The organism is Nocardia sp. NPDC057272, assembly GCF_042668615.1.
Classification (GTDB): domain Bacteria; phylum Actinomycetota; class Actinomycetes; order Mycobacteriales; family Mycobacteriaceae; genus Nocardia.
The window spans coordinates 93,167-118,862 of sequence record NZ_JBHUYK010000006.1 but is presented as its reverse complement, the minus strand read 5'-3'; the positions used below and the strand labels follow the sequence as shown (position 1 = coordinate 118,862).

27 protein-coding genes are annotated in these 25,696 nt (G+C 67.3%); 16 read left to right on the top strand and 11 right to left on the bottom strand.

What is annotated here, in order from left to right; genetic code table 11:
* The first annotated feature begins 134 nt into the window (after positions 1–134).
* Positions 135–1,016, top strand: coding sequence for an NERD domain-containing protein (locus ACFULV_RS11615; RefSeq protein WP_378655665.1), 882 nt, complete (start codon positions 135–137; stop codon positions 1,014–1,016).
* On the opposite strand, the gene ACFULV_RS11610 is transcribed toward ACFULV_RS11615, so the two are convergent.
* The 6 genes from ACFULV_RS11610 to urtA all read right to left on the bottom strand — a co-directional run bounded on the left by ACFULV_RS11610 (position 1,017) and on the right by urtA (position 6,604).
* Positions 1,017–1,766 (bottom strand): GntR family transcriptional regulator, encoded by a 750-nt coding sequence (locus tag ACFULV_RS11610; protein ID WP_378655663.1) that lies wholly within the window; start codon positions 1,764–1,766, stop codon positions 1,017–1,019.
* 14 nt (positions 1,767–1,780) lie between these two features.
* A complete protein-coding gene (gene urtE / locus ACFULV_RS11605; protein ID WP_056814706.1) occupies positions 1,781–2,473 on the bottom strand; it encodes an urea ABC transporter ATP-binding subunit UrtE in 693 nt (230 codons plus the stop codon).
* A complete protein-coding gene (urtD, locus tag ACFULV_RS11600; RefSeq protein WP_378655661.1) occupies positions 2,466–3,269 on the bottom strand; it encodes an urea ABC transporter ATP-binding protein UrtD in 804 nt (267 codons plus the stop codon). Before urtD ends, urtE begins: the two co-directional genes overlap by 8 nt.
* Positions 3,266–4,396: an urea ABC transporter permease subunit UrtC gene (gene urtC / locus ACFULV_RS11595; RefSeq protein ID WP_378655658.1), complete on the bottom strand. Its 1,131-nt coding sequence runs from the start codon at positions 4,394–4,396 to the stop codon at positions 3,266–3,268. Before urtC ends, urtD begins: the two co-directional genes overlap by 4 nt.
* Positions 4,393–5,277, bottom strand: a complete 885-nt coding sequence (urtB, locus tag ACFULV_RS11590; RefSeq protein ID WP_378655655.1) for an urea ABC transporter permease subunit UrtB — start codon at positions 5,275–5,277, stop codon at positions 4,393–4,395. The genes urtC and urtB overlap by 4 nt, the downstream gene beginning before the upstream one ends.
* A 76-nt stretch (positions 5,278–5,353) precedes the next feature.
* Positions 5,354–6,604 (bottom strand): urea ABC transporter substrate-binding protein, encoded by a 1,251-nt coding sequence (gene urtA / locus ACFULV_RS11585; protein ID WP_194826952.1) that lies wholly within the window; start codon positions 6,602–6,604, stop codon positions 5,354–5,356.
* A 341-nt stretch (positions 6,605–6,945) separates the two neighbouring features.
* Here urtA and ACFULV_RS11580 point away from each other — a divergent pair, with 341 nt between their 5' ends.
* Positions 6,946–8,775 (top strand): acyl-CoA dehydrogenase, encoded by a 1,830-nt coding sequence (locus ACFULV_RS11580; RefSeq protein ID WP_378655651.1) that lies wholly within the window; start codon positions 6,946–6,948, stop codon positions 8,773–8,775.
* 4 nt (positions 8,776–8,779) lie between these two features.
* Here ACFULV_RS11580 and ramB read toward each other — a convergent pair whose 3' ends face one another.
* Positions 8,780–10,186: an acetate metabolism transcriptional regulator RamB gene (gene ramB / locus ACFULV_RS11575; RefSeq protein ID WP_378655648.1), complete on the bottom strand. Its 1,407-nt coding sequence runs from the start codon at positions 10,184–10,186 to the stop codon at positions 8,780–8,782.
* 94 nt (positions 10,187–10,280) lie between these two features.
* On the opposite strand from ramB, the gene ACFULV_RS11570 reads away from it, so the two are divergent.
* From ACFULV_RS11570 to ACFULV_RS11550, 5 genes are all read left to right on the top strand, one after another.
* A complete protein-coding gene (locus ACFULV_RS11570; RefSeq protein ID WP_378655645.1) occupies positions 10,281–11,795 on the top strand; it encodes an ATP-dependent DNA ligase in 1,515 nt (504 codons plus the stop codon).
* A gap of 73 nt (positions 11,796–11,868) precedes the next feature.
* Positions 11,869–13,053 carry an anion permease gene (locus tag ACFULV_RS11565; protein WP_378655641.1) on the top strand — a complete coding sequence of 395 codons (1,185 nt, stop codon included), beginning with the start codon at positions 11,869–11,871 and terminating at the stop codon, positions 13,051–13,053.
* Positions 13,054–13,065: 12 nt separating this feature from the next.
* A complete protein-coding gene (locus ACFULV_RS11560; RefSeq protein WP_378655638.1) occupies positions 13,066–13,347 on the top strand; it encodes a hypothetical protein in 282 nt (93 codons plus the stop codon).
* Positions 13,348–13,358: 11 nt separating this feature from the next.
* The gene (locus ACFULV_RS11555; protein WP_378633940.1) at positions 13,359–13,724 is read left to right on the top strand and encodes a DUF3349 domain-containing protein; all 366 of its coding nucleotides are present in this window, start codon (positions 13,359–13,361) and stop codon (positions 13,722–13,724) included.
* 146 nt (positions 13,725–13,870) lie between these two features.
* Positions 13,871–14,497 (top strand): TetR/AcrR family transcriptional regulator, encoded by a 627-nt coding sequence (locus ACFULV_RS11550; protein WP_358186529.1) that lies wholly within the window; start codon positions 13,871–13,873, stop codon positions 14,495–14,497.
* Between the two features lie 62 nt (positions 14,498–14,559).
* Here the strand turns inward: ACFULV_RS11550 and ACFULV_RS11545 are convergent, their stop codons facing one another.
* Positions 14,560–15,576, bottom strand: coding sequence for an alpha/beta hydrolase (locus ACFULV_RS11545; RefSeq protein ID WP_378633943.1), 1,017 nt, complete (start codon positions 15,574–15,576; stop codon positions 14,560–14,562).
* 245 nt (positions 15,577–15,821) lie between these two features.
* Between ACFULV_RS11545 and ACFULV_RS11540 the strand changes: the two genes are divergently transcribed.
* Genes ACFULV_RS11540 through ACFULV_RS11525 form a run of 4 tightly spaced genes read left to right on the top strand, consistent with a single transcriptional unit; the run spans position 15,822 to position 19,320 of the window.
* Positions 15,822–16,616 (top strand): ABC transporter ATP-binding protein, encoded by a 795-nt coding sequence (locus ACFULV_RS11540; RefSeq protein WP_378633946.1) that lies wholly within the window; start codon positions 15,822–15,824, stop codon positions 16,614–16,616.
* Entirely contained in the window at positions 16,613–17,398 is a 786-nt protein-coding gene (locus ACFULV_RS11535) for an ABC transporter permease (RefSeq protein ID WP_378655635.1), read from the top strand. Before ACFULV_RS11540 ends, ACFULV_RS11535 begins: the two co-directional genes overlap by 4 nt.
* Complete coding sequence (locus tag ACFULV_RS11530; protein ID WP_378633951.1) at positions 17,395–18,195, top strand: ABC transporter permease; 801 nt, start codon at positions 17,395–17,397, stop codon at positions 18,193–18,195. The genes ACFULV_RS11535 and ACFULV_RS11530 overlap by 4 nt, the downstream gene beginning before the upstream one ends.
* 60 nt (positions 18,196–18,255) lie before the next feature.
* Positions 18,256–19,320, top strand: coding sequence for an ABC transporter substrate-binding protein (locus ACFULV_RS11525; RefSeq protein ID WP_378655632.1), 1,065 nt, complete (start codon positions 18,256–18,258; stop codon positions 19,318–19,320).
* 42 nt (positions 19,321–19,362) lie between these two features.
* On the opposite strand, the gene ACFULV_RS11520 is transcribed toward ACFULV_RS11525, so the two are convergent.
* Positions 19,363–20,382: an XdhC family protein gene (locus tag ACFULV_RS11520; RefSeq protein WP_378655629.1), complete on the bottom strand. Its 1,020-nt coding sequence runs from the start codon at positions 20,380–20,382 to the stop codon at positions 19,363–19,365.
* A gap of 15 nt (positions 20,383–20,397) precedes the next feature.
* Positions 20,398–20,994: an NTP transferase domain-containing protein gene (locus ACFULV_RS11515; RefSeq protein WP_378655626.1), complete on the bottom strand. Its 597-nt coding sequence runs from the start codon at positions 20,992–20,994 to the stop codon at positions 20,398–20,400.
* A gap of 126 nt (positions 20,995–21,120) precedes the next feature.
* On the opposite strand from ACFULV_RS11515, the gene uraD reads away from it, so the two are divergent.
* The 5 genes from uraD to ACFULV_RS11490 all read left to right on the top strand — a co-directional run bounded on the left by uraD (position 21,121) and on the right by ACFULV_RS11490 (position 25,222).
* Positions 21,121–21,612 (top strand): 2-oxo-4-hydroxy-4-carboxy-5-ureidoimidazoline decarboxylase, encoded by a 492-nt coding sequence (uraD, locus tag ACFULV_RS11510; RefSeq protein ID WP_378655623.1) that lies wholly within the window; start codon positions 21,121–21,123, stop codon positions 21,610–21,612.
* Positions 21,609–21,926 (top strand): hydroxyisourate hydrolase, encoded by a 318-nt coding sequence (uraH, locus tag ACFULV_RS11505; RefSeq protein ID WP_378633965.1) that lies wholly within the window; start codon positions 21,609–21,611, stop codon positions 21,924–21,926. The genes uraD and uraH overlap by 4 nt, the downstream gene beginning before the upstream one ends.
* Before the next feature lies 1 nt (position 21,927).
* Positions 21,928–22,833, top strand: coding sequence for a factor-independent urate hydroxylase (gene pucL / locus ACFULV_RS11500; RefSeq protein ID WP_378633968.1), 906 nt, complete (start codon positions 21,928–21,930; stop codon positions 22,831–22,833).
* Complete coding sequence (locus ACFULV_RS11495; protein ID WP_378655620.1) at positions 22,821–24,191, top strand: 8-oxoguanine deaminase; 1,371 nt, start codon at positions 22,821–22,823, stop codon at positions 24,189–24,191. The genes pucL and ACFULV_RS11495 overlap by 13 nt, the downstream gene beginning before the upstream one ends.
* A gap of 185 nt (positions 24,192–24,376) precedes the next feature.
* The gene (locus ACFULV_RS11490; protein ID WP_378655959.1) at positions 24,377–25,222 is read left to right on the top strand and encodes an FAD binding domain-containing protein; all 846 of its coding nucleotides are present in this window, start codon (positions 24,377–24,379) and stop codon (positions 25,220–25,222) included.
* Between the two features lie 2 nt (positions 25,223–25,224).
* Here the strand turns inward: ACFULV_RS11490 and ACFULV_RS11485 are convergent, their stop codons facing one another.
* Entirely contained in the window at positions 25,225–25,623 is a 399-nt protein-coding gene (locus ACFULV_RS11485) for a winged helix-turn-helix transcriptional regulator (protein ID WP_378633974.1), read from the bottom strand.
* Positions 25,624–25,696 lie beyond the last annotated feature (73 nt).

Here is a 25,696-nt window from a genome sequence, read left to right as displayed (position 1 = left end):
GGGGCCACTCCTGTATTCGTGCCGGTTTTCTTTGGTTTCCAGTGGTTTTCGGGACAGTTGCGCGTCATGATCGGTGGGTACCGCAGCGCGCAGCGGCGGTGTGAGGTCGCAGCACTGGTAGGGGAACATCGCACATGCTGGTTCGGATCAGACCGGGTGCCGAGCTCACCGGCGCCGAGCGTGAGCTCGTGGACTGCCTGCGCGCCTATCCGAGTACGGGGCTCGCGCTGGTCGACTGCCGGGTGGGTGACCGGCGGCTCGGCGCGGTGATCGTGACGCCGCGCGGGATCACGGTGCTCGAGGTGAAGGGTTTCCGGCGACGGCAGAGCGGGCTGCTCACCGCCGCCGCCGACGGCACCTGGATGATCAGCGACAGTCCGCTGGATTTAGAAGCCGACGCGTCGAACGGTCTCACCGACCGGGTCGAACACGGGGTGCACGCGGTGCGGGTCGCGCTGGAGCGGGCGTTGCAGGACAGCAGGCATGTCTCCGGCGCGGTGGTGCTCGTGCCGTATCGGGGCGTGGTGGTGCGGCCGGCGCGCACCGCGCTGCGGCCGGGTCTGGACGTGCTGGTCGCGAACAGCGTCGATGCGCATGAGCTGCGGGTATACCTGGAAGGGTTCTCGGCGGGGCCGCGCGAATGGACGGTCGAGCGCGTGCTCACCACCTGCACGGCGCTCGGTGTGGTCGAAGCGCCGTCACGCGCCGAGCTGGTCGAGGAGGGCTTCGACACCCATCGACGCGCGCCGACTCCGGTGGCGCCGCAGGTGCGTAAATTCAGCGAGCCTGCCCCACCGCCTGATCCGTCGCGCCGGGGAAAGCTCGTCGGCATCGGACTGTTCGCCGCCGCGGTGCTCGGCATCTTCGTCGTCTTCGTGGTCGTCGGCGTGGCGCTGATCCAGGATTCGCCGCATCCGCGTCCGATGTCGGACACCTCGCAGACCTCGACCACCCGTGCGCCCACGTCGGCGACTCCGCGCAAGACCGAGTGCTGGCCGTTCCAGCCGGAGTGCTGATCAATCCCGCACGGCGCGACCGAGTTTGGTGAAGGCGATCGCCTGCTCGGCGCGCACCCGGACGTGCGCGCGGGAGGAGTCGATGTGGGCGGTGAGCGTGTGCAGGGCCTGTTCGTCGTCCCCGGCGAGCACCTGTTCGGCGATGGTGATGTGATCGGCTGTCATGGCCGCCACCCGCTCGGCGGTCGGCACATCCATCGTGCGCACCGGGCGAACCCGCAGGTAGACGGCGGCCAGTGCCTCGGCGAGGGCGGAATTGCCCGCCGCCCTGAGCAGTTCGGTGTGGAACCGCTCGTCGGCGGCGACCAGGTCGGGCCCGGGTTCCGGTGGGGTGTCGCGGTATTCGAGCCAGCGGGCCAGCTCGGCGCGCACGGTGGGCAGGTCGTGCTCGGCCGGGATGTGCACCTGGACGGAACCACCCGCGGCGATACGCTGAAAACCACGGGATTCCAGCACGATTCGTAGTTCGTAGAGCTCGTCGAGTTCGTTCAGGCGTGGCCGGTACAGGTAGAGACCGTCGGGATGTCGCTGCACGAGCCCGTCGGCCTGGAGCCGGGCCAGGGCCTCGCGCACCGGGGTGCGCGAGACGCCGTAGCGCTGGGCCAGCCGTTCGGCGCGCAGCCGTTCGGTCGGCGCCAGTTCCCCGGTGGCGAGGTCGTGGCGGAGTTCGTCGTAGACGCGGGCGGCCAGCGGCACCCGCCGCCGGCCGCCGGCGGGACGCGCGTCCTCGCCCGATCCCCTCCCGGCCATCTGCGCCGCTGCGATCAGATCGCCATCGCCGCGCGGACCGCGGATTCCGCGCCTGCCCCGCCTGCCCCGGTCGAGCCGAGATGCCCCGAGTGCAGCACGTAGTACTGCTGCGCGGCCTGCAGTGCGAAGCCGATGTGCTGCTCCACCAGGAGCACGCTCAAACCGCCGCGCTGCGTCAATTCGATGATGGTGCGCTCGATTTCGGCGACCACCGACGGCTGGATGCCCTCGGTGGGTTCGTCGAGGATGAGCAGTTTCGGCTCGGTGATCAGCGCCCTGGCAATGGCCAGCTGCTGACGTTGCCCGCCCGAGAGCAGGCCCGCCTTGCGGGTGAGCAGGTCCTTCAGCGCGGGGAACAGATCGAGGGATTCGTCGATCAGCGCCTTGCCGCGCTTGCGTCCGTCCGCGACCACCTGCAGGTTCTCGGCGGTGGTGAGCTGTCCGAAGCTCTGCTGGCCCTGCGGCACATAACCGATTCCGCGCTTGACCCGTTGCGAGGGAGAGAGTTTGGTGATCTTCTCGCCGTCGAAGGTGATGGTGCCCGACTTGGTGGGCAGCAGCCCCACCGCCGCGCGCAGCAGCGTGGTCTTGCCCGCGCCGTTGTGGCCCATGATCGCGACGACGCTGTCGTCGGGCACGGTCATGCTGACACCGTGGATGACCTCGGTGCGCCCGTATCCGGAACGGATGTCGTGTAGCTCAAGCATCGGCCGACTCCTTGTCTGTCGCGACCAGGGTCGCGGTGCCGAGATAGACCTCTTGCACCTTGGGATCGGCCTGCACCTGTTCGACGCTGCCCTCGCTGAGGACCTTGCCGCCCGCGAGCACGGTGACCGAGGTGGCGAAGGACCGCATGAAGTCCATGTCGTGCTCGACGACGACCACCACGCGATCACTGCCGATGCGGCGCAACAGGTTTCCGGTCTCCTCGCGCTCCTCGGCGCTCATGCCCGCGACGGGCTCGTCGAGTAGCAGCACCGACGCGTTCTGCACCAGCAGCATGCCGATCTCGAGCCACTGCTTCTGCCCGTGCGCGAGCACCCCGGCGGGCTTGTCCCGCAGTGCGGTGAGACCCGTTGTCTCCAACGCCTCTTCGATACTCGGCAGCACGGACTTGCGCATACGCAGCAGCGACAGTGCCGAACGCCCGGCGCCCGCCGCGATATCCAGGTTCTGCAACACGGTGAGCTGCTCGAACACACTGGCCGTCTGGAAGGTGCGCCCGATGCCGAGGCGCGCGATCTGGTGCACTTTCTTGCCGAGGAGTTCGGTGCCCGACTTCTGCGCCGAACCGGTCGCCGGGACGAGGCCGGTGATGGCATCGATCAGCGTGGTCTTGCCCGCGCCGTTCGGGCCGATCAGGAACCGCAGGTCGCCCTGCAGCACCGTGAGATCGACATCGGTGACGGCCTTGAAACCGTCGAAACTGACGGAAAGACCACGAATTTCGAGGTAGTCGCTGTCCATGCCCGCGTTACCGCCGGCTTTGGGTTCGAGTGTCATCGCGCTTGCACCTTCTCCTCGGTGACGACGGCGGCGGGTTCTTCCGGTGCGGGTGGCAGCTTCTTACGGCTGTCGAGCCAGCCCTTGAACATCGGCCACAGCCCGGCCAGCCCGGCGGGGATGAAGCCGACGACCACGATGAACAGGATGCCCTGCATGTAGGTCCAGCCCGACGGGAACGACTCCGACAGCGAGGTCTGCGCCCAGGCGACGCCGATCGCGCCGAGAATCGGCCCGAGCAGCGTGGTGCGGCCACCGATGGCGACACCGATGAGGAAAGCGATCGACGGGATCACGCCGATGTCGGCGGGGGAGATGATGCCGACGATCGGGGTGAACAACGCACCCGCGATCCCGGCGAGGAATGCCGCCACGACGTACGCGACGATCTTGATGTTGGCGGGGTCGTAGCCGAGGAAGCGCACCCGCTCCTCCGCGTCCCGCACCGCGACGAGCAGTTCGCCGTAGCGGCTGCGGTTGAGCTGTCGGATCAGGGCCACCACCACGAGCAGCGTGGCCGCGGCGATGAAGAACAGCATCTGCCGGTTGGCCGGGTCCGAGAGCCGGAATCCGAAGAAGGAGCGGAAGTCCGACAGCCCGGTGAAGCCGCCGATGGCCTGCTGACCGGTGAGCAGGATCGCCAGCGCCGCGGCCAGTGCCTGGCTCAGGATGGCGAAGTAGGCGCCGCGCACCCGGCGCTTGAACACGCCGTACCCGAGCACGGCGGCGACCAGCGCGGGCAGCACCAGGATGCCGAGGATGGCGACCGGCGCGGAGCTGAACGGCTGCCAGAAACCGGGGAGTTCGCTGATGCCGGAGATCTCCATGAACTCCGGGACGTCGTTGCCGAGGCGGGCGGCGTCGGCGAGCTGCATGTGCATGGCCATGATGTAGGCGCCGATGCCGAAGAACACGCCCTGGCCGAGGGTGAGCATTCCGCCCCGGCCCCAGGCCAATCCGATGCCGGCGGCCACGATGGCGAAGCAGATGAACTTGGCCAGTAGGTTCAGGCGGAAATCGCTCAGCACCGCAGGGGCGACGGCGAACAGCAGGATCGCCGCGACGCCGAAGCCGAGTAGTGGGGTGAGCCGCGGGTATTCGCGGAGACGTTCGGTGAGTGCGGTCATGCCAGGCTCCTCGTCCGCACGGTGAACAGGCCCTGCGGGCGGACCTGCAGGAAGACGACGATCAGCACGAACACGATCACCTTCGCGATGGACGCGGTGGTGGAGTATTCGATGAACGAGTTGAGCAGGCCGAGCGCGAACGCCGCGATCACCGTGCCCTTGATCTGGCCGAGGCCGCCGATCACGACCACCAGGAACGCGTCGATCAGATAGCTCTGGCCGATGGTGGGGCTCGTCGAACCGATCAGGGTGAGCGCCACACCGGCGACGCCGGCCAGTCCGGAACCGATGAAGAACGTGCTGATATCGGTGAATCTGCTGGAGATGCCGCTGGTTTCGGCCAGTCCGCGGTTCTGCACGACGGCGCGAATCCGTCGACCCATGGGGGTGGTCTTGAGCACGGCGGCCAGGGTGGTCACCGCGACGATCGCCAGCACCAGGATGAAGATGCGGGTCTTCGGCACGACCGCGCCCGCGATAGTGATGCCGCCACTGAGCCATTCGGGCACCAGCACGTTCTTGGCGGGTGCGCCGAAGATGTCACGCGCGGCCTGCTGCAGCACGAGTCCGACACCGAAGGTGACGAGCAGCGTGTCCAGCGGCCGGTCGTACATGTAGCGGATCAGCCCCATTTCCAGGGCGGCGCCGAGCAGGCCGCCGATGAGGAAGCCCATCAGCAGGGACACGACCAGCGACACTCCGGCCGATGAGAAGACTTGTTGCACAACGTAGGTCGTGTAACAACCGGCCATGATGAATTCGCCGTGCGCCATGTTGATGACGCCCATCTGACCGAAGGTCAGTGACAGGCCGAGCGCGGCGAGCAGAAGAATGGATCCCAGACTCAGCCCGGTGAAGAGCTGACTGATCAGCACGTCCATTGCAGTGGACTCCTTGGAAAGGGGGCGGTGTGGGACGCGCCCTGACTCAGAGCGCGTCCTACCTCGGTCGGGCTACTTACTTGAGGCCCTTGGCCCACTCGTAGGACTTCAGGTACGGGTCCGGGATGATGGCCTTGCCGGAATCCCAGACGGTGTAGATCAGGCCGTCGGGGCGGATCTCGCCGATCCGGGCGGTCTTGGTGATGTGGTGGTTGGAGCCGTCGATGGTGACGGTGCCCTCCGGGGCGTCGAAGCTCACGCCGTCGGCCGCGGCCTGAATGTCGGCCACCGCGAACGACTTGGCCTTCTCGACGGTGTTCTTCCACAGGTAGACCGAGGCGTACGCGGCTTCCATCGGGTCCGAGGTGGGCTTGTCGGCGCCGAAGGCGGCCTTGTAGTCGGCGACGAACTTCTTGTTCGCCGGGGAGTCGACGGTCTGGTAGTAGTTCCAGGCGGTGAGCTGGCCCGCGATGTTCTGCGCGCCGATGCCCGCGACCTCTTCCTCGGCGATCGACACCGAAACCACCGGCATCTCAGCGGCTTTCAGGCCGGCGTTGGTGTACTCGCGGAAGAAGGCCACGTTGGAGTCACCGTTGAGGGTGTTGAACACCGCGCCAGCCTTGGCGGCCCGCACCTTGTTGACGATGGTGGAGAAGTCGGTGGAGCCCAGCGGGGTGTAGTCCTCGCCCTTGATCTCGATACCGTTGGCCGCGGCGTAGGCCTTGATCTCGCGGTTGGCGGTCTGCGGGAAGACGTAGTCGGAGCCGACCAGGTAGAGGGACTTGATGCCCTTCTGCTTCAGGTAGTCCAGCGCGGGGATGATCTGCTGGTTGGTGGTGGCGCCGGTGTAGAAGATGTTCTTGGAATCTTCCAGGCCCTCGTACTGCACGGGGTAGTAGAGCAGCGAGTTCAGGCTCTCGAACTTGGGCTTCATGGCCTTGCGGCTCGACGAGGTCCAGCCGCCGAATACCGAAGCGACACAGTCGGAGCTGATCAGCTTCTCCGCCTTCTCGGCGAAGGTCTTGGGGTCGGAGGCGCCGTCTTCGAGGACGATCTCGATCTTCTTGCCGAGCACGCCGCCCGCCGCGTTGATCTGGTCGATCGCCAGCTTGGTCGAATTGGCCACGGTGACTTCGGAAATGGCCATCGTGCCCGACAGCGAGTGCAGCGAGCCCACCTTGATGGTGTCCTTGCTGGTGTCGACGCAGGAGGCGGCGGTCGAGCCGGTCGACGCGTCGTCGCGCGCACCACAGCCGGTGAGCAGCAGGCCGGCGACGGCCACCGCGGCAGGCACGACAAGTGCCTTGACCAAACGGGATTCAGACATGGGGCGGTTCTCCTCATCAGGTGTAACGGCGGCGCCACACGCGCCACAACGAATACCGCCGCTGTCTGCCCCGGAGACTGGATGTACACCGAGTTGTATACAGAAGCTGTATTCGTGATTCGAGACAGTAGAGGGAACTTGTTGCACCCGAATGTCTCTCGGTCACGTGCCCGTTTCGTCTGTTTCGTCCGTGTGAATTGTTCGTCCGCGGCAGCTGCCGAAGGGTCGCCTTGCCTACGGTTGCGTAGGGCCGCACAGGTGCGGCACGCTTCGATTTGTACAACGTCGAGCCGCCGAGTCACACGGCAATCGGCCGTGTGCGGTCAGTCGAGGAGGGCCCAATGGGGCACTACAAGGCGAACGTGCGTGACATCGAGTTCAATCTGTTCGAGGTCCTGAACCTGGACAAGGTTCTGGACACCGGCGCCTACGGCGACCTGGACTCCGATACGGTGCGCCAGCTCCTCGACGAGGTGAAACACCTGGCCGAGGGGCCGATCGCGGACTCGTTCGCCGAGGCCGACCGGCACCCGGTGGTGTTCCACCCCGATACCCACGACATCACCGTGCCCGATCCGCTGCGTAAGACGGTGGACCTGGTGCACGAAGCGGGCTGGTACCGCCTCGCCATGCCGGCGGGTATGGACGGCACCGCCGCCCCGAACGCGCTGATGTGGGCGATCAACGAGCTCATCATCTGTGCCAATCCGGCGGCCAGCTTCTTCAACATGGGCCCGATGATGGGCTCGGTGCTCTACGAGATCGGCAACGACGAACAGAAGCGCTGGGCACGGGGCGGGTTCGATCGCGGGTGGCAGGCGACCATGGTGCTCACCGAACCGGATGCCGGATCCGATGTCGGCGCCGGTCGCACCAGGGCTGTGCCGCAGCCCGACGGGTCATGGCACATCGACGGGGTGAAACGGTTTATTTCCGGCGGTGACGTGGGCGATACGGCCGAGAACATCTTCCACCTGGTGCTCGCCCGGCCGGAGGGCGCCGGCCCCGGCACCAAGGGGCTTTCGCTGTTCTACGTGCCGAAGTTCCTCTTCGATCCCGAGACGCTGGAACCGGGCGACCGCAACGGTGTGTACGTGACCGGGGTCGAGCACAAGATGGGGATCAAGTCCTCGCCGACCTGCGAAGTGACCTTCGGCGGCACCGCGGTGCCCGCCAAGGGCTGGCTGGTCGGCGACGTGCACAACGGCATCGCGCAGATGTTCAAGGTGATCGAGAACGCGCGGATGACGGTAGGCGTGAAGTCGTCCGGGACGTTGTCGACCGGGTACCTGAACGCGCTCGAGTACGCCAAGACGCGGGTGCAGGGCGCGGATCTGACGCAGGTCGCCGACAAGGCGGCGCCGCGCGTCACCATCACCCATCACCCTGATGTGCGCCGGTCGCTGGCCATGCAGAAGGCCTACGCGGAGGGGTTGCGAGCGGTGTATCTGTATACCGCCGCGCACCAGAACACGGATGTGGCGCAGCTGGTGTCCGGTGCCGATCCGGAGACCGCGCACCGCGTGAACGATCTGCTGCTGCCGATCGTCAAGGGCGTGGGATCCGAGCGCGCCTACCAGCTGCTCGCCGAGTCGCTGCAGACGTTCGGCGGCTCCGGCTATCTGCAGGACTATCCGATCGAGCAGTACATCCGTGACGCCAAGATCGACTCGCTCTACGAGGGCACCACGGCGATCCAGGCCCAGGACTTCTTCTTCCGCAAGATCATTCGCGATCGTGGCGTCGCCCTCTCCCACGTGAACGCTCAGATCGGCGTCTACCTGGACAATGACACCGGCCGTTTCGCCACCGAGCGCGCCCTGCTGCGCACCGCCCAAGCCGATGTCGGCGCGATGGCCGCCACCCTCACCGGCTACGCCATGGCGGGCCGGACCGAGCCCACCGAGCTCTACAAGGTCGGCCTCGGCTCGGTTCGCTTCCTGATGGCGGTCGGTGATCTCCTCATCGCCTGGCGCCTGCTGGTCCAGGCCGACATCGCCGCCGCCGCCCTGGCCTCCGACGCCGCACCGCGGGACCGCCCCTACTACCAGGGCAAAGTCGCCGCGGCGAGCTTCTTCGCCAAGAACGTCCTCCCCGAACTCACCGCCACCAAGAACATCCTCGCCGCCATCGACAACGACATCATGGCCGTCCCGGAAGAAGCTTTCTGAGCAGCTATTTGATGAGGTACGGCGAGACCGAGCTGCGGTGTTCGCTGATGTCGAGGGCCTTGCCCAGCGGCGGGAAGGCGCGCTGGGGGCAGTTGGAGCGCACGCACACTCGGCAGCCCGCGCCGATGGGGGTGGCGTTGGCTTCGCCCAGGTCGATGCCGTCGGCGTAGACGACGCGGCCCGCGTGGCGCAGCTCGCAGCCGAGGCCGATCGCGAAGGTCTTGCCGGGTTGGCCGTAGCGGGTGGCGCGACGTTCCACGGTGCGCGCGATCCAGAGGTATTTGCGGCCGTCGGGCATCTGGGCGATCTGGGTCATGATCTTGCCGGGGTAGGCGAAGGTCTCGTAGACGTTCCAGAGCGGGCAGGTACCGCCGCTGGCCGAGAAGTGGAAACCGGTGGCGGACTGGCGCTTCGACATATTGCCCGCGCGGTCGACGCGTACGAAGGAGAACGGGACGCCGCGCAGGGTCGGCCGTTGCAGGGTCGACAGGCGGTGGCAGATGGTTTCGAAACTCTGCGAGAAATGCGCCGACAGGCGTTCGATGTCGTAGCGGAAACTCTCGGCTACTTCGTGAAAGTGCGTGTAGGGCAAGACCATCGCGGCCGCGAAGTAGTTCGCCAGGCCGAGCATCGCGAGTTTGTGCGAGGCATCGGAGGCGAAATTGCCCTCGTCGACCAGTTTTTCGAGGAGCGGGCCGCATTCCAGGTAGGCGAGTTCGGCGGCGAGTTTGAAAGTGCGCTGCCCACCGGACAGGTGTGGGGAGATCTCGAGCTGTTTGGTCTCGGGATCGAAATGGTGCAGCACGCCCTCGCCGAGGTCGATGCGCTCGCTGATCCGCACGTCGTGCGCACGCAGCAGGCGCACGATCTCGGTGCTCACCTCGCCACCGTGGAACCGGATGCGCGCGGTGAGATCCTCTGCGGCGGTATCCAATTCGTGGATGTAGTTCTGGCGCTGATAGAAGTAGTCGCGCACTTCCTCGTGCGGCTTGCTGATCGCGGCGCTGCCGGAACCGTCGGCGAACCGGTCCTCGGTGGCGGCGGCCAGCTGCGCGCTGGTGTTGCGGTAGCGGTTGTGCATGGCTACCAGGGCGCGCGCCATCGACGGATGGGCGGAGACCATGTCGGCGATCTGCTGGGTGTCGGCCTCGATGCCGAGCTCGGCGTCCATCACCACTTCGGACAGCTCGGCGATGAGCCGGGTGTCGTCCTGGGCGGAGAAGAAGGTGGGGTCGACGCCGAAGACCTCGTTGATGCGCGTCAGCACCGGCACGGTGAGCGGTCGCACGTCGTGTTCGATCTGGTTCAGATAGCTGGCCGAGATCTCCAGTTTCTGCGCGAGCGCGACCTGGCTCAGCCCACGCTCGGTCCGCAGCTGGCGCAGCCGCGCTCCGACATAGGTCTTGGCCATATGTCCAGTTTAGGGGCGGTTTCGCAGGCTTGCCAATGGATTCTTAACAACCGGACTCGAGCTCTGTGTCACACCCTCGCGATACTGTCGTGGGGTGCTGTTCAGCGATGTCGTCACGGCCTCCGCGGCCGTGCGGGCGACCCGGTCGCGCAAGGCGAAAACCGCCGCGCTGGCCGAGCTCTTCGGTGCTGCGGACCCGTCCGAGATCGGGACCGTGGTGGCGTGGTTGTCCGGCGAGCTGGTGCAGGGCCGGATCGGGGCCGGGTGGCGCACGGTGGCCGGGCTCGACACACCGCCCAGCGGCGACGCGAGCCTCACCGTCGGCGCGGTGGACGACATCTTCTCCCAGCTCACCGGCCTGAACGGCAAGGGCTCGACCAACCGGCGCCGCGAATTGCTGACCGCGCTCTTCACCGCCGCGACCGAGGAGGAACAGTCCTTCCTGGTCCGCCTGCTCACCGGCGAACTCCGGCAGGGCGCGCTCACCGCGATCGTGGTCGAGGCGCTCGCACAGTCCACCGGCATCCCCGTCGACGTGGTGCGCCGGGCCCATATGCTCTCGGGCCGACTCCCCGTCACCGCGATCGCCGCGCTCGCCGGGGGCGAGCAGGCCCTGGCCGCGTTCCGTCTCGAAGTAGGACGTCCGGTAGCGCCGATGCTCGCCTCACCCGGCGGTTCGCTGGACGAGGCCCTCGCCGAGCTGGGTTCCGACATCAGTGTCGAACACAAGCTCGACGGCGCCCGCATCCAGGTGCACCGCGACGGCGACCAGGTGTGGGTCTTCACCAGAACCCTGCGCGACATCACCGAGGGCGTCCCCGAACTCGTCGATCTGGTCAAGTCCCTCGACTGCGCCACCGTGGTCCTGGACGGCGAAACCCTCGCCCTGACCGACGCGGGCCGCCCACGCCCGTTCCAGGAGACGATGAGCAGGTTCGCCACCCTCGGCGATCCACGCCGGTTACACCCGTACTTCTTCGACTGCCTGCATCTCGACGGCACCGACCTCATCGACGAACCGCTGCGTGTCCGCCGCACCGCTTTGGAACAGGTCGCGGGCGAACACAGCATCCCCGCGCTGATCGCACCCACCCCGGAGGCTGCCGCCGACTGCTATGACGACGCGCTCGCGGTCGGCAACGAGGGTGTGATGGTCAAGGCACTCGATGCCCCGTACGCCGCGGGCCGCCGCGGCAAGGCCTGGCAGAAGATCAAGCCCGCGCACACCCTCGACCTACTGGTGATCGGCGCCGAATGGGGTTATGGCCGCCGCACCGGGTTCCTGTCCAACCTGCATCTGGCGGCCCGCGATCCCGAGACCGGTGAGCCGGTGATGGTCGGCAAGACGTTCAAGGGCCTCACCGACGAACTGCTGCGCTGGCAGACCGAGGAATTCCCGCGCCACGAAACCCACCGCGACGGCCAGGCCGTGTACCTGCGCTCCGAACTCGTCGTCGAGATCGCGCTCGACGGCGTCCAGACCAGTACCCGATATCCGGGCGGCGTCGCGCTGCGCTTCGCCCGGGTGGTGCGGTACCGGCCGGACAAGGAAGCGGGAGAGGCCGACACCATCGAGGCGGTGCGCGCGCTCGGCGTGGCCGCCGGCTGAGCTCCGCCGCTGGTCGTGCGACTTACCCGCAACAGTTTGGCAATCCGGCGGCAGCATACGACACACTGTTCCGGTGAGCGCCGAACTAATGGTCCTGTTGATCGTCATCGTCACAGCTCTCGCGTTCGACTTCACCAACGGATTCCACGACACGGCCAACGCCATGGCGACCTCGATCGCCACCGGTGCGCTGAAGCCGAAGACGGCGGTCGCGCTCTCGGGCGTGCTGAACCTGATCGGGGCGTTCCTGTCGGTGGCGGTCGCGGCGACGGTGGCCAAGGGGATCGTGAAATTGGACGATGTGGGCGGGCAGGACCTGCTGGTAATCGTCTTCGCGGGCCTCGTCGGCGGCATCCTGTGGAACCTGCTGACCTGGCTGCTCGGCCTGCCGTCGAGTTCCTCGCACGCCCTGTTCGGCGGCCTGATCGGCTCGACGATCGCCGCACTCGGCTGGAACGGCGTGATCTGGGCATCGGGGTCGGACGGCGTGCTGATCAAGATCGTGCTGCCCGCGCTGCTCGCGCCCGTGATCGCGGCGATGGTGGCGGCCATCGGCACGTTCGTGGTGTACCGGATCACCCGTGGCGTCGACCAGGAGAAGTCCGAAGAGGGTTTCCGCTGGGGCCAGATCGGCTCGGCCTCCCTGGTCTCGCTGGCGCACGGCACCAACGACGCGCAGAAGACGATGGGCGTCATCTTCCTCGCGCTGGTCGCCTACGGCTCGCTGGACAAGGACGACCACATGCCGCTGTGGGTGATGGCCGCCTGTGCCGTCGCGATCGCCCTCGGCACCTATCTCGGCGGCTGGCGGATCATCAGGACACTCGGCAAGGGCCTGGTCGAGATCGAGTCGCCACAGGGCCTGGCCGCCGAGTCGACCTCGGCGGCGATCATTCTCACCTCGGCACACTTCGGCCTGCCGCTGTCGACCACGCAGACCGCGACCGGCGCGATCCTCGGCACCGGCATCGGCAAGGGCGCCGAGGTGCGCTGGCGGGTGATGGGCCGGATGGCCGTGGCCTGGATGCTGACTCTGCCGATGGCGGGCATCGTCGGCGCGATCTGCTGGGCGATCGCCAACGTCATCGGTGGACTCCCCGGTGTGCTCGTGGTGTTCGGCCTCCTGATCGCCGGGGCGCTCGGAATCTATCTCCGGTCGCGCCGTGACCCGGTCGGCACTCACAATGTGAACGAATGGCCCGATGGCCGGCCACCCACCTCGGCACAGGCGCCGATCGACCAGAACCATGCCGGGTAGAGGGGAGCGATCATGCACACCGTGATCACCAATCTGAGTTCACTGTGGGAAGTGGTGCTCGCCGCGCTGGTCTTCGGCGCGGGTGTACCCGCGGTCTTCGCCTTCGCTGTGCGGTGGTGGGGAAATGCCGAGACCGTCGACGCCGAGGGCCGAGTCCGGCGCAACTATCCGGCGCTGGCGGGTGCGGTGGCCTGTCTGGTCCTCATCGTCGTCGTGGTGATCACCGGAATCCTGTTCACCGCCAAGGCGTTCATCGCCCACCAGTTCGGCATCCACCTGTTCGGCCAATCATGAGTGAGGAAGCCATGACCGATCCGAACCCCACCCCCGCGACCCCGCCGGTCCGTGGCAACCTGCTCTCGCGGGTGCTCGGGTGGCTGCGCGCGGGCTATCCACAGGGCATTCCCCAGTCCGACTATGTCGCCTTGTTCGCGGTGCTGCACCGCCACCTCACCGACTACGAGGTGACGGTGATCGGGGAGAAACTGGTGGAGGCGAATCCGAATCGGGAATCGATCAGCGAGGCCGAAATCGCGGCCGCCATCGCCGATTTCGCGAAGCAACAGCCCGCGCCCGACGACGTCTCGCGGGTGGCTTCGCATCTGGCCGCCGGTGGCTGGCCGTTGGCCGAACCACTCGACGACGGCGAACCCACTACCGAACAGAATTGATCATCCACTTCGACAATTCCGATACGCCAGCGGAATTCGCTCGCGGCGACAATGACGAATCGCCCGGCTGTCCGGCGATCGCGCGCTAGCATGCATCCGTGGTTCGGCGTGCGGATGTAACCGATAGTGGTCGTAGTTACGGTGGATTGTCGCGCCAGCAGCGAGTCGCGCTACGCCGCAACAGGTTGACCGACGCGGCGCTGGAACTATTCGGTACCCAGGGATATTCGTCGACCTCGATCGAGCGGCTGTGTTCGACCGCGAATGTGTCGACCCGCAGTTTCTACGAAGACATCGGTAGCCGCGAGGCATTACTGATCGCACTCGTCGACCGGTTGAACGCGGCCGCGCTACGCCGCCTCGACGAGGCATTGGAACACACCAGCGAACAGCCGCTGGTGGTGCGCGTGGTGGAGAGTTTCCGCGCGTTCCTGGCGGTGACCTGCCGTGATCGCCGGGCGGCGCGGGTGTTCTATGTCGAGGTCGTCGGGGTGAGTCCGGTGGTGGAGGAATGGCGGCGCGCGCAGCGGCGGTCGATTTCGGCACTGCTCACCCGGGAAGCGCAGCGCGCCGCCGAACGTGGCGAAGCGGAATCGCGCAGCCTGCACCTGTTCGGCCTCGCGGTTATCGGCGCCGTGAATTCCCTCGCCCAGGAGATGGTGCACGCCACCGTTCCCGGCGACGCGATCTCGGTCGACGAGATCTGCGAGGAGATCGCCTATTTCATCCGCTCCGGGCTCACGGTGCGCACCGCGGTCGCGCCCACCACGTAGCCGGCGACAACGCAAAAGCGGGAGGCATCCGAATCCGGATGCCTCCCGCTTTCAGTGGGAAATCAGATACCCATGCCCTGAGCGAGCAGCGGCCACGACTCGTGCAGCGCCTGCTCCCAGTACGGCCAGTAGTGGGTGCCCATCGGGGTGAACTGGTAGGTCGCCGGGATACCCAGCGAGTCCAGCTTGGTCTTCAGGTTCTGGCTGCAAGCGTTGGTCGCCGCTTCGATGCCGATACCGAGACCGAGGTTGATCACGCCCATCGGGCCGGGCGAACCGTTGAGGTAGTAGGCCACGTCGGCGTTGGTCGGCATGCCGCTACCGCTGGAGATGTAGAGGTTGGTGCCGCGCAGCTTCTCCGCGTTGATGACCGGGTCGTTCTCGACCCACGCGGGATCGTTGTCCGGGCCGTACATGTTCGCGGTCTTGCCACCGGCCCAGGTCTCCACGGAGAACTTGACGGCCTGCTTGCCCATCGGGTCGGCGATCTGCGCGCAGCCACTGTAGGCGGCGACGGACTTGAACAGACCCGGGTTGGCCTCGGCCAGCTGCAGCACCGAGGTGCCGGAGGTGGACAGGCCGGCCAGCGAGTTCAGACCGGTCGAGCCGAGTGCGGCGTCGATCAGCGGGGGGAGCTCCTGGGTGAAGAAGGTGCTCCACTTGTTCAGGCCCAGCTTCGGGTCTTCGGCTTTCCAGTCGGTGTAGTAGCTGCCACGGCCGCCGATCGGCTGGATCACATTGACCTGCTTGTCGGCCAGGAAGCTCAGCGCCTGGGTCTGCGCAGCCCAGCTGGCGGTGCCCTCACCGCCGTCGAGGCCGTTGAGCATGTAGAAGTTGGGGGCCGGCTTGGACTCGTCGACGGGACGCTGCACGTCGATCGTGATGTCCTTCTTCATCGCCGCCGAGTACACCTTCAGATGCCACACGCGTCCGTCTTTGACGATGGACGACACGGCTGAGGGCTTCTCGGGCTCGGCGGTCGCGGCGCCACCGGCGACAACGGCCACCGACAATGCGGCGGTCAGAGCCACGGCGGTGGTGCGCAGCGCGGCCACGGTACGTAGTGCAGAGAGCTTCATCGAACAGTCGGTTCCAGTCCACGGGCCCTGTCGGGCACGTCATCGCAGTGCTTCCCCCGGTCGCCGAGAGCATATGCGCTCGACGCCTGCAGGGCTGTCAGATCCTCCGACACTCTATGTCCTCTCACATGAGCGAATCGTTACCGGTTCACTTTTATGGTGACCTCGAGCACGGTTTACGGGGGCGCAATCTGGGCTGTGATTCGGAAATGCCGCCGCAACCAGGCGCTCTTATGGTGACGAGCATGGGTAAGGAAATCCCCGGTAGCGCGACCACCGGGATCGAGATCAGTGGGTTGAGCAAGACCTTCACAGTGGGCCGCAACACTGTCAACGCGCTGGACTCGGTCGATTTGCGCACTTCTCACGGCGCATTCCTGTCTTTGCTCGGGCCTTCGGGCTGCGGCAAATCGACGGTGTTGCGGATTCTGGCCGGCCTGGACGAACCGAGTGCGGGCACCGCGCGGATCAACGGCATGTCCCCGGAACAATTGCGCGGTGGAGCCGAGCTCGGTATCGCGTTCCAGGATTCGGCGTTGCTGCCGTGGCGCAGTGTGGAATCGAACATCCGGCTGCCGTTGCAGGTGGCCGGGCTGCCCGCCGAACCGGACCGGATCGCCGAACTGATCGCGCTGGTCGGGCTGGAGGGGTTCGAGAAGGCCAAGCCCGCGCAGTTGTCCGGCGGTATGCGCCAGCGGGTTTCGATCGCGCGAGCGCTGGTCGTGCAGCCGTCGGTGCTGCTGCTCGACGAACCGTTCGGCGCGCTCGACGACATGACCCGGCAGCGATTGAACCTGGAACTGCTGCGCATCTGGACCGAGAAGCCCGCGACCACACTGATGGTCACCCACGGCATCGGCGAGGCGGTGTTCCTGTCCGACGTGGTGGCGGTGATGAGTCCGCGACCGGGCCGGGTACTGGAGCTGGTCGAGATCGACCTGCCGCGTCCGCGCACGCCCGAGATGATGCGCACGCCCGAATTCCACAAGCTCTGTGACTACCTGTCCGAGCTGCTGTTCGGGCGGGGTGGGGTGGCATGAGTGTGGCGACAACCCGGCGGATCCCGGCCGATATGGGCCGGGCGGCCGGGGCGCTGGGCGTGGTGGTGCTGATCGCCCTGTGGTGGGCGCTGGCCGCCGCCGGAACCGCGGGCGGGACGATTCCCTCACCGTGGCGGGTCCTTTCGACCATGTGGTCGGACGGGTGGGGCCTCTACGGACCCAACTTCCAGGTCACCGCGATCGGGGCGTTACAGGGCTTCCTCTGGGGCAACGTGCTCGCGATCGGGATCGCGGCGCTGATCATGCTGGTGCCGCGGATCGAACCCCTCGCGACCCAGCTGGCCATCCTGAGTTACTGCACGCCGCTGGTGGCGCTGGGCCCGATCATCCTGGTGGTGTTCGGCGGGCGCACGCCCACCGTGTTCCTGGCCGCGATGTACTGCTTCTTCACCACCATGGTCGGCGCGGTGAGCGGATTGCGCTCGGCCGATCCGGCGAGCCTGGATCTGGTGCGCGCCTACGGCGGTGGCCGCTGGCAACAGCTGTATCGGGTGCGAGCCATCGCCGCGCTGCCGAATACGTTCGCCGCCTTGAAGATCGCGGCGCCGTCGGCGGTGCTCGGCGCGATCATCGGTGAGTATCTGGGTGGCGTCGACAGCGGCATCGGGGTGGCGCTCACGGCGGCCCAGACCGCCTACAACGTGCCACGCACCTGGGGCATGGCGATCGCCGCGGCCGCGCTGGCCGGGCTCGGGTACCTGCTGGTGGCGGGCGCGGCCCGCCTGATCACGCCGTGGACGACGGTGGAGGAGGGGCGATGACCACCACCGTCGCGCGCCGGATCGGCCGCTTCCTGCTGCCGCTGGCGACGTCGCTGATTCTGTTGCTCGTCATCTGGACGCTGTTTCTTCGCCTGTTCCCCCAGATCGGGCCGCGAGTGGGCAAGACGCCGTCGGATGTCTGGGCCTACCTGGTCACTTCGGCGGGTGCGCCTGCGGCCCGGCAGGCGATCTTCGACGACCTCGCGATCACCCTCGGTGACGCGGCATCGGGGTTCGTCGTCGGGATGCTCGGCGCGATCGGCGTCGCCGCGCTGTTCGTGCTGTATTCGGCTGTGCGGCAGACGTTCATGCCGGTCGCGATGCTGTTGCGGTCGGTGCCGCTGGTCGCCCTGAGTCCGATCGTGGTGCTGATCTTCGGCCGCGGCACGGCGGGGGTGACGGTGCTGACGGCGATCGTCGTGTTCTTCCCCGCTCTGGTGATGATCATGACGGGCCTGCGCGAAGCGCCCCGGCAGGCAATGGAATTGGTGACGGCCTACGGCGGCACGCGGTGGACGCGACTACGGATGGTCGCGGTGCCCGCCGCGCTGCCGTCGGTGTTCGCCGCGGCCAGGGTCTCGGTGCCCGGCGCGTTGATCGGCGCCCTGCTGGGTGAATGGCTCGGCAGTGGAACAGGATTGGGCGCGAGCCTGGTACGGGCCATCCCGATGTTCCAGTACAACCGGCTGTGGGCGTCGATCGTGGTGGTCACGGTGGTATCGGTGCTGCTGTACGCGATCGTCGGCGTGATCGAGAACGTGGTGCTCGCCCGCTTCGGCCCGAGCGCGGGAAAGTAAGGAATAGCGGCGGAACGTGGCCGCAAAGAGAACGAAACGCACCGAACCTACATTCTGCGTATGAACAGTATCGACCGTCGTTCCTTTCTCCGCTTTTCCGCATTGACCGGCGCGGCGCTCGGCGGCGCCGGGCTGCTCGCCGCCTGCGGCGGTAGTTCGGCCACTTCCTCGAACGGCTCGACCGACGACGGCTCGAAATTCGGCAAGGTCGCTGTCCAGTTGTCCTGGATCAAGAACATCGAATTCGCGGGTGAGTATTTCGCCGATTCGAAGGGCTATTTCAAGGATGCGGGATTCGGTGCGGTAGATCTCGTCGCGGGTGGCGCGGCGTCGACGTCGGTGGAAGCCGGTCTCGATACCGGCAAGATCTGGCTCGGCCTTTCCGCGCCACAGACGACCGCACCCGCCGTACTGGAAGGACTACCCGCCAAGATCGTCGGCGCGACCTATCAGAAGAACCCGTTCGCGATCGTGAGCTCGGCGGGCAAACCGATCAAATCTCCGGCGGAGATGAAGGGCCGCAAGATCGGCGTGCAGGACACCAATCAGCTCATCTTCAGCGCTCTGCTGGCGGCCAACGGCATCAGTCCCGGCGATGTCACCGTGGTGCCCGCGCAGTTCGATCCGACCCCGCTGGCCAACGGTGAGGTCGACGGCTGGGTGAGTTATGTGACCAACGAGCCGATCACCCTGGCCGCCAAGGGCTTCGCCAACGATCACTTCCTGTTCGCCGACTTCGGCCTGCCGCTGGTCGCGGAGACATTGACTGTCAGCCAGCACACCATCGACAACGAGCGCGACAAGCTGAAGGCCTTCCTGACCGCCCAGATCAAGGGCTGGAAGGACGCTGTCGCCAACCCGGCCGAGTCCGCGCGCCTGGCCGTCGAGGTCTACGGCAAGGACCTGAAACTCGATCTGGCCGAGCAGACCAAGGAGGCCACCGCGCAGAACGACCTGGTCGTCTCGGCGTCGACCAGGACCGACGGCCTGCTGACGATGTCGGACGCGCTGATCGAGCAGAACATCGCCGCGCTGCGTACCGCCAAGATCGACATCAAGGCCGACCAGCTCTTCGACCTGTCCGTGCTGCGCGAGGTGTACGCCGAGAACCCGGGCCTGAAATAGAACTCGGTCGGCGCCGCTGCCTCGCGGCGCCGACCGGGTACATCAAATAGCCATGCCCACAGCGGCGGTCGACCCGTAGTCGCGCTGAGCCGCGAGGCGCAGACCCGCGCGGGAGGCGAGGAAGTCGGCGGTGATGAAGACCGCGGTCTCGGCCGGGGTGCGCGGGCCGGACTCGAGGCCGGCCGGTACGTGCACGCGCGACAGAGTCGGCTCGTCGAAGCCGCCCGCGCGCAGGTCGTCGAGGCGACGAGCCTGGTCGGCGGGGGTGCCGAGGGCGGCCAGGTATCCGAGCTCGGGTAGTCGTAAGGCGACGGTGAGCAGCGGGATCTCGAAGCGCGGCTCGTTGGCCAGCACGACGATGGCGGTGCTGCTGTCGACCTCGCCCGCGGCCGAGAGGGTGTTGAGGTAGCGGTGCGGCCAGTCGACGACCACTTCGGCGCCGGGGAACGAGGCCGGATCGGCGAACTCGGGACGCGAGTCACAGATCGTCACCCGGTAGCCGATCATCCGCGCCTGCGCGACGAGGGTGGCGGCATAGGCGTTGGCGCCGAAGATGATCAGGCGCGGCGGCGGGCAGTACGAGGCGACGAACAGATCCGACTCGGGCAGCGCGACGAGTTCGGTCGCGTGCTTGCGATCGGTGACCAGATGCTGGCCGATGACATCGGGATCCTGATTCCACACCACGGTGAACACGGTGACCCGGCGATGGGCTTGGATATCGGCGGCGATGGTGGGGAATTCGGGAAAATCGCGGCAGGAGAACGGTTCTACGAAGATGTCGACGAGTGTTCCGTCGTCGGCGCTCGATTCCAGACCGGTGAGCATGCTGTAGCGACGCAGTTGCCGGACGCCGGTGCGACCCGCTTCCAATGCCGCTTCGTAGACGGTCTCTTCGAGCCGTCCGGAGGCGATCGATCCGAAGACGCCACCGTTGGGGGTGACGAGCATCGAAGAGCCGATGGGCAGGGAATTGGTGCCGATGGTACGGACAACGGTGGCAAGGCCGCCCGTACGGCCCGAATGCCACACTCGCAGAAGGTCATCGACGATATCGCGCATATCTCACAACTCCGATCACCGTGCGCCGACTTCCGGGAAATCGCGATCGGTCCCTGTCGCCAAGTCGTCGCACGTGACGCACACCATATCCTGTCGACCGCCCAAATAGGAACCGGCCCCGATATCGCCTGCGGCTACTTCGGAAATGGCTTCCCAGTGCTTGTTCTCGATCACAACGGGGTGTCCAGGTGTGTTGTGAAACACAGCACGGGCAAGTCCGCTCTTGCTCGCGCGTGCCGCGGCGAGCACTCTGGCGACCACATCGCCCCCGATATCGGGGATATCGACGGGCAGAAACGCCACGTAACGGGTGTTCGTTTCGGTGGCGGCGCGCAGGCCCTCGCGCACCGTCGCGGAGAGTCCGGTCGCCCAGTCGGCGACCCACCGGCATCGGGTGCCGCCGGGCAGTCCGAGGGCGGCCGGATCGGGTCCGGTCGCGCCGAGCAGGACGACCACCGGATCGCAGCCGCCGTCGCGCAGGGCGGTGATCGCCGAACGCAACCAGGCGCCGTTCTCGGCGAGTGCCTTGGGTTTGCCGTACCGCGTGCCCGCACCCGCCGCGAGGACGATGCCCGTGCACGAGGCGTGCGCGGAACGGTCGAGTGGAGGCATGTGAGCGAAGGTAATGACGCAATGTTGCCGGTCGATTACAGCAGGGGAGCGCACCGACGACGACACGCCGACGTGATGGACTGCACATCGGTGGCGGCGGGCCGGGGATCGCGCGATGCTGGATCGATGACGAGCGAAGGGCTGAGCCTCGCGGGTTTCAACGATCTACCTGCGAAGACTGCCGAAGAAGCACTGCTTGCCTGTTGCTCGGCGCCACGCTGGGCGCGGGCGATCGCGGCCGCGCGTCCCTATGCCACCACCGAAGCGCTGTTGGCGGCGGCCGATGCGGGAACGGCCGCACTCGACGACGCCGAGATCGACGAGGCGCTGGCCGGTCACCCGCGGATCGGCGATCGCCCGACCTCGGCGGCCTCCGCGCGCGAGCAGTCCGGGGTGGCGGGCGAGGACGTGCGCGTAGCCCTGGCAGAGGGCAATCGCGCCTACGAGGCGAAGTTCGGCCATATCTACCTGGTCTGCGCGGCAGGTCGCAGCGGCGAGGAGTTGCTGGCGATCTTGCGCGCGCGGTTGGACAACGATCCGTCTACTGAAAGGCAGGTCATGCGAACAGAACTGACGAAGATCAACCGGCTGCGCCTGGCGGGGCTGGTGGCGGCATGACGAGCGTGAGTACCCACGTGCTCGACGCCGTGCGCGGGGTCCCCGCCGCGGGTGTCGCGGTGTTGCTGATGCGCGGGGAGCAGCGGCTCACCGAGGCGCTCACCGACGCCGACGGCCGGGTGAAGGAGCTGGCGGCCGGACTCAATCCGGGTGACTACCGGCTGTTCTTCGATACCGGCAGCTACTTCGCGGCGCAGGGCACCGAGACCTTCTATCCGGAAGTCTGCGTCGCGTTCACGGTGGGTGAGCAGCCGCATCTGCATGTGCCGCTGCTGCTGTCGCCGTTCGCCTTTTCCACCTACCGAGGGAGCTGAGATGGCACTGTCCGGTCCGATCGTGTTGACCGACAATCGATATGGCAAGGCCGAGAATCGGGTTGTGCGTTTCTACAAAGAGAACGCGCGCCACGAGATTCGCGACGTGAACGTCTCGACCACCCTGCGCGGTGATTTCGAGGCGGCGTACACCGATGGTGACCAGCGTCACGTCCTGCCCACCGACACCCAGAAGCACATGGCCTTCGTGTATTCGAAGAAGCCCGGTCTCGACACCATCGAGGACTACGCGATCGCGCTGGGGAAGCATTTCGCCGACTCGGTCGATCCGGTGTCGAGCGCGCGTATCGACGTGGACTCCTATGGCTGGCAGCGGGTTTCGGTCGACGGTGCCGAACACGATCACACCTGGGTGCGCCAGGGCCCCGAGGTGCGGACGGCCGCGGTGACCGTGGCGGGCAAGGGCGCCGAGCAGCAGCGGTGGGTGATCGGCGGGATCAAGGACCTGGTGCTGCTCAAGTCGACCGGATCGGAATTCGCCGACTTCCTCACCGACGAGTACACGACGCTCGCGCCGACCCACGATCGCGTGCTCGCCAGTTCGCTGGTGGTCCAGTGGCGGTTCGCCGAGACCAGCGGATTCGACTGGGACGAGGTGTACGCCGGGATCCGCGCCACGCTGCTCGAGCTGTTCGCCACCACGTACTCCAAGGCGTTGCAGCAGACGCTGTACGCGATGGGAACAGCCGCGCTGGAACGCTTTCCGGTGCTAGCCGAGATCCGGTTGTCGGCGCCGAACAAGCACCACTTCGACTACGACCTCGCGCGGTTCGAGATCGAGAACAAGGGTGAGGTCTTCTGGGCGGCCGACCGGCCGTACGGCTCGATCCACGCCACCCTGGCGCGTGCGGACGCGCCCGATGCGGGGATCGCGTGGCAGCCGTGAGCGCACCCGATCTGCTGATCCACGGCTGTGCGGTGGTGACCGTCGACGCGGCGGGAACCGAGTATCGCGACGGGTGGGTCACCGTGCGCGGCAACAAGATCGACGCTGTGGTCGCGGGTGTGCCGCCCGAGTTCGGCCCGGAGGTCGCGCGGATCGACGGGCGTGGCTGCGTGCTCACGCCCGGTCTGGTCAACACCCACCACCACCTGTACCAATGGATCACCCGTGGGCTGGCCGCCGACAACACGCTGTTCGAGTGGCTGACCACGCTGTATCCGGTGTGGGCGCGGATCGACGAGAAGTCGGTGCGGACGGCGGCCACGGGCGCGCTGGTCTCGCTGGCGCGCAGCGGGTGCACGACGTCGTCGGATCACCACTACGTGTTCCCGCGCGGCGGCGGTGACCTGCTCGCCGCCGAGATCGGCGCGGCGGGCGAGGTGGGGCTGCGCTTCCACCCGGCGCGCGGGTCGATGGACCTCGGCCAGAGCAAGGGCGGGCTGCCGCCCGACACCGTGGTGGAGTCGATCGACGACATCCTCGCCGCGAGTGCGGCGGCCATCGAGGACTGGCACGACCCGTCCTTCGACGCGATGGTGCGGATAGCGCTGGCCCCCTGCTCGCCGTTCTCGGTGACCGCTGATCTCATGCGCGAGTCCGCGGCGCTGGCCCGTTCCGCGGGCGTCCGGCTGCACACGCACCTCGCCGAAACCCTCGACGAGCAGGACTTCTGCCAGGAGAAGTTCGGGTGCACACCCGCCGAGTACATGGAGCGGCTGGGCTGGCTCGGCGACGACGTGTGGTACGCCCACGCCGTGCACCTCGACGATCCGGCGATCGCGGCGATGGCTCGCACCGGGACCGGGATCGCGCACTGCCCGACCTCCAACGGCCGGTTGGGTGCGGGGATCGCACGGACCGCCGACCTGGTGGCGGCCGGTGTGCCCGTCGGCCTCGGGGTCGACGGTGCGGCCAGCAACGAGTCCAGTTCGATGATCGAGGAACCGCGCAACGCGCTGCTGTACGCGCGGGCGGTCGGCGGTCCGCGGGCGATGACAGTGCGCACGGCGCTGGAGCTGGCGACCATGGGCGGTGCGCGGGTACTCGGGCGGGCGGACGAGATCGGGTCCATCGAGCCGGGCAAGCTGGCGGATCTGGCGCTGTGGCGGCTGGATACCCCCGCGCACGCCGGTATCGAGGACCCGGTCGTCGCGCTGATCCTCGGCTCGGCGCCGCCGCTGGCCGCGTTGCTGGTGAACGGGCGCGAGGTTGTCCGCGACGATGTCGTACTGACGGTGGACGAGGCGGCGGTGGGGGCCGACGTGGCCCGGGCCCAGGCGACGCTGCTCGCCGGTGCGTGATGCGGCCCGGCCGGGGCGTGCGTTGATGCCGCGCGCGTCGGCGTGCTGATCTGCGGTTTTGCCCGGATCGGCGCACACTGGATGGCGTACACCGGGTTAACCGCGGCGCAATCTGGCGCGGGTTTCGTGCAACATCGTGGCAACTCCCGGCCCCTACTGTGGCCGGTGAGGTTAGCGAGGTGAACGTGGATCTGGACACTGTTTCCGAGATTGTTCTCGCCCGCGAACGCGCCGATCTGGCGCAGATCGGGGCGGGCAGCGCGGTACTGGCGGGCGGTACTTTCCTGTTCTCCGAACCGCACGATCACCTCGACACGCTCGTCGACATCACCACCCTCGGCTGGGCGCCGCTGACCGAGTCAGCACCGGGGCTGGAGATCGCCGCGACCTGCACACTGGCGGAGTTCGCCGGTGCCCGTCCCGGCCGGGAACTCGGCACCTCGACCATGCGACCGGAGTGGCCGGGTACGGCGCTGTTCGCGCAGTCCTGCCGGGCGCTGCTGGCCTCGCACAAGATCTGGCGCACAGCGACGGTCGGCGGGAACGTATGTCTGTCACTGCCCGCCGGCGCGGTGCTCGGCGCTCTCGTCGCCTTGGATGCGACCGCGGTGATCTGGCCGCGCGGCGGTGGCGAGCGACGAATCCCTCTGCGCGACTTCGTCACCGGGCCGGGGGAGAACCTGCTGGGAGCGGGTGCGGTCGTGCGCTCGTTCGTCGTTCCCACCGCGAGCCTGCTGGCGCGCACCAGCTTTCGCAAGGTGGCCTTGGCTCCGCTCGGGCGTTCCGGGTCGGTGGTGATGGGCAGGCGTGCGGCCGACGGCCGGTGCGCGATCACCGTCACCGCGGCGACCGTTCGCCCGATCGTTCTCGACTTCGATTCCGTCCCTTCGCCATCCGAGCTGAACGATGCGCTGGCCGACATCGATCCCGACGTGTGGTTCGACGATCCACACGGTGCGCCGGACTGGCGTGAGCACGTGACCGGGTTGCTCGCCGCAGAGGTGGCCGCCGAACTCCGGGAGGTGTCGTGAGTTCAGCGCGTGGCGTCGTAGGCGGCGCGGGCGGCGAGCACCCGATCCATGTGCTGCTCGGCCCAGCCCTTGATGGTGCGCATCACCGGCAGCAGGTCCTCGCCGAGCGGAGTCAGCCGGTACTCGACGCGGACCGGCACCTCGGGCAGCACGGTGCGGGTGACCAGGCCGTCGCGTTCGAGATTGCGCAGGGTCTGGGTGAGCATCTTCTGGCTCACCCCCGCCAGCCGCTGGTTCAGTTCGCTGTAGCGCAGCGAACCGTCGGCCAGCGCGTTGATCGCCAGACTCACCCACTTGTCGCCGATCCGGTCCAGCAGCTGGCGCGCCGGGCATTCGGCCACGTAGGCGTTGTAGGCCGCGCCCGCCTCGGCGCGGCGCTCGGCGGCGGTCCGCGTACTCATCGCTCTCCTTCGCGTGCGGTACGCACTTCGCAGTGCGTACTTCCCGATAGAGAGTAGCTCTCCCTAGGTTCGG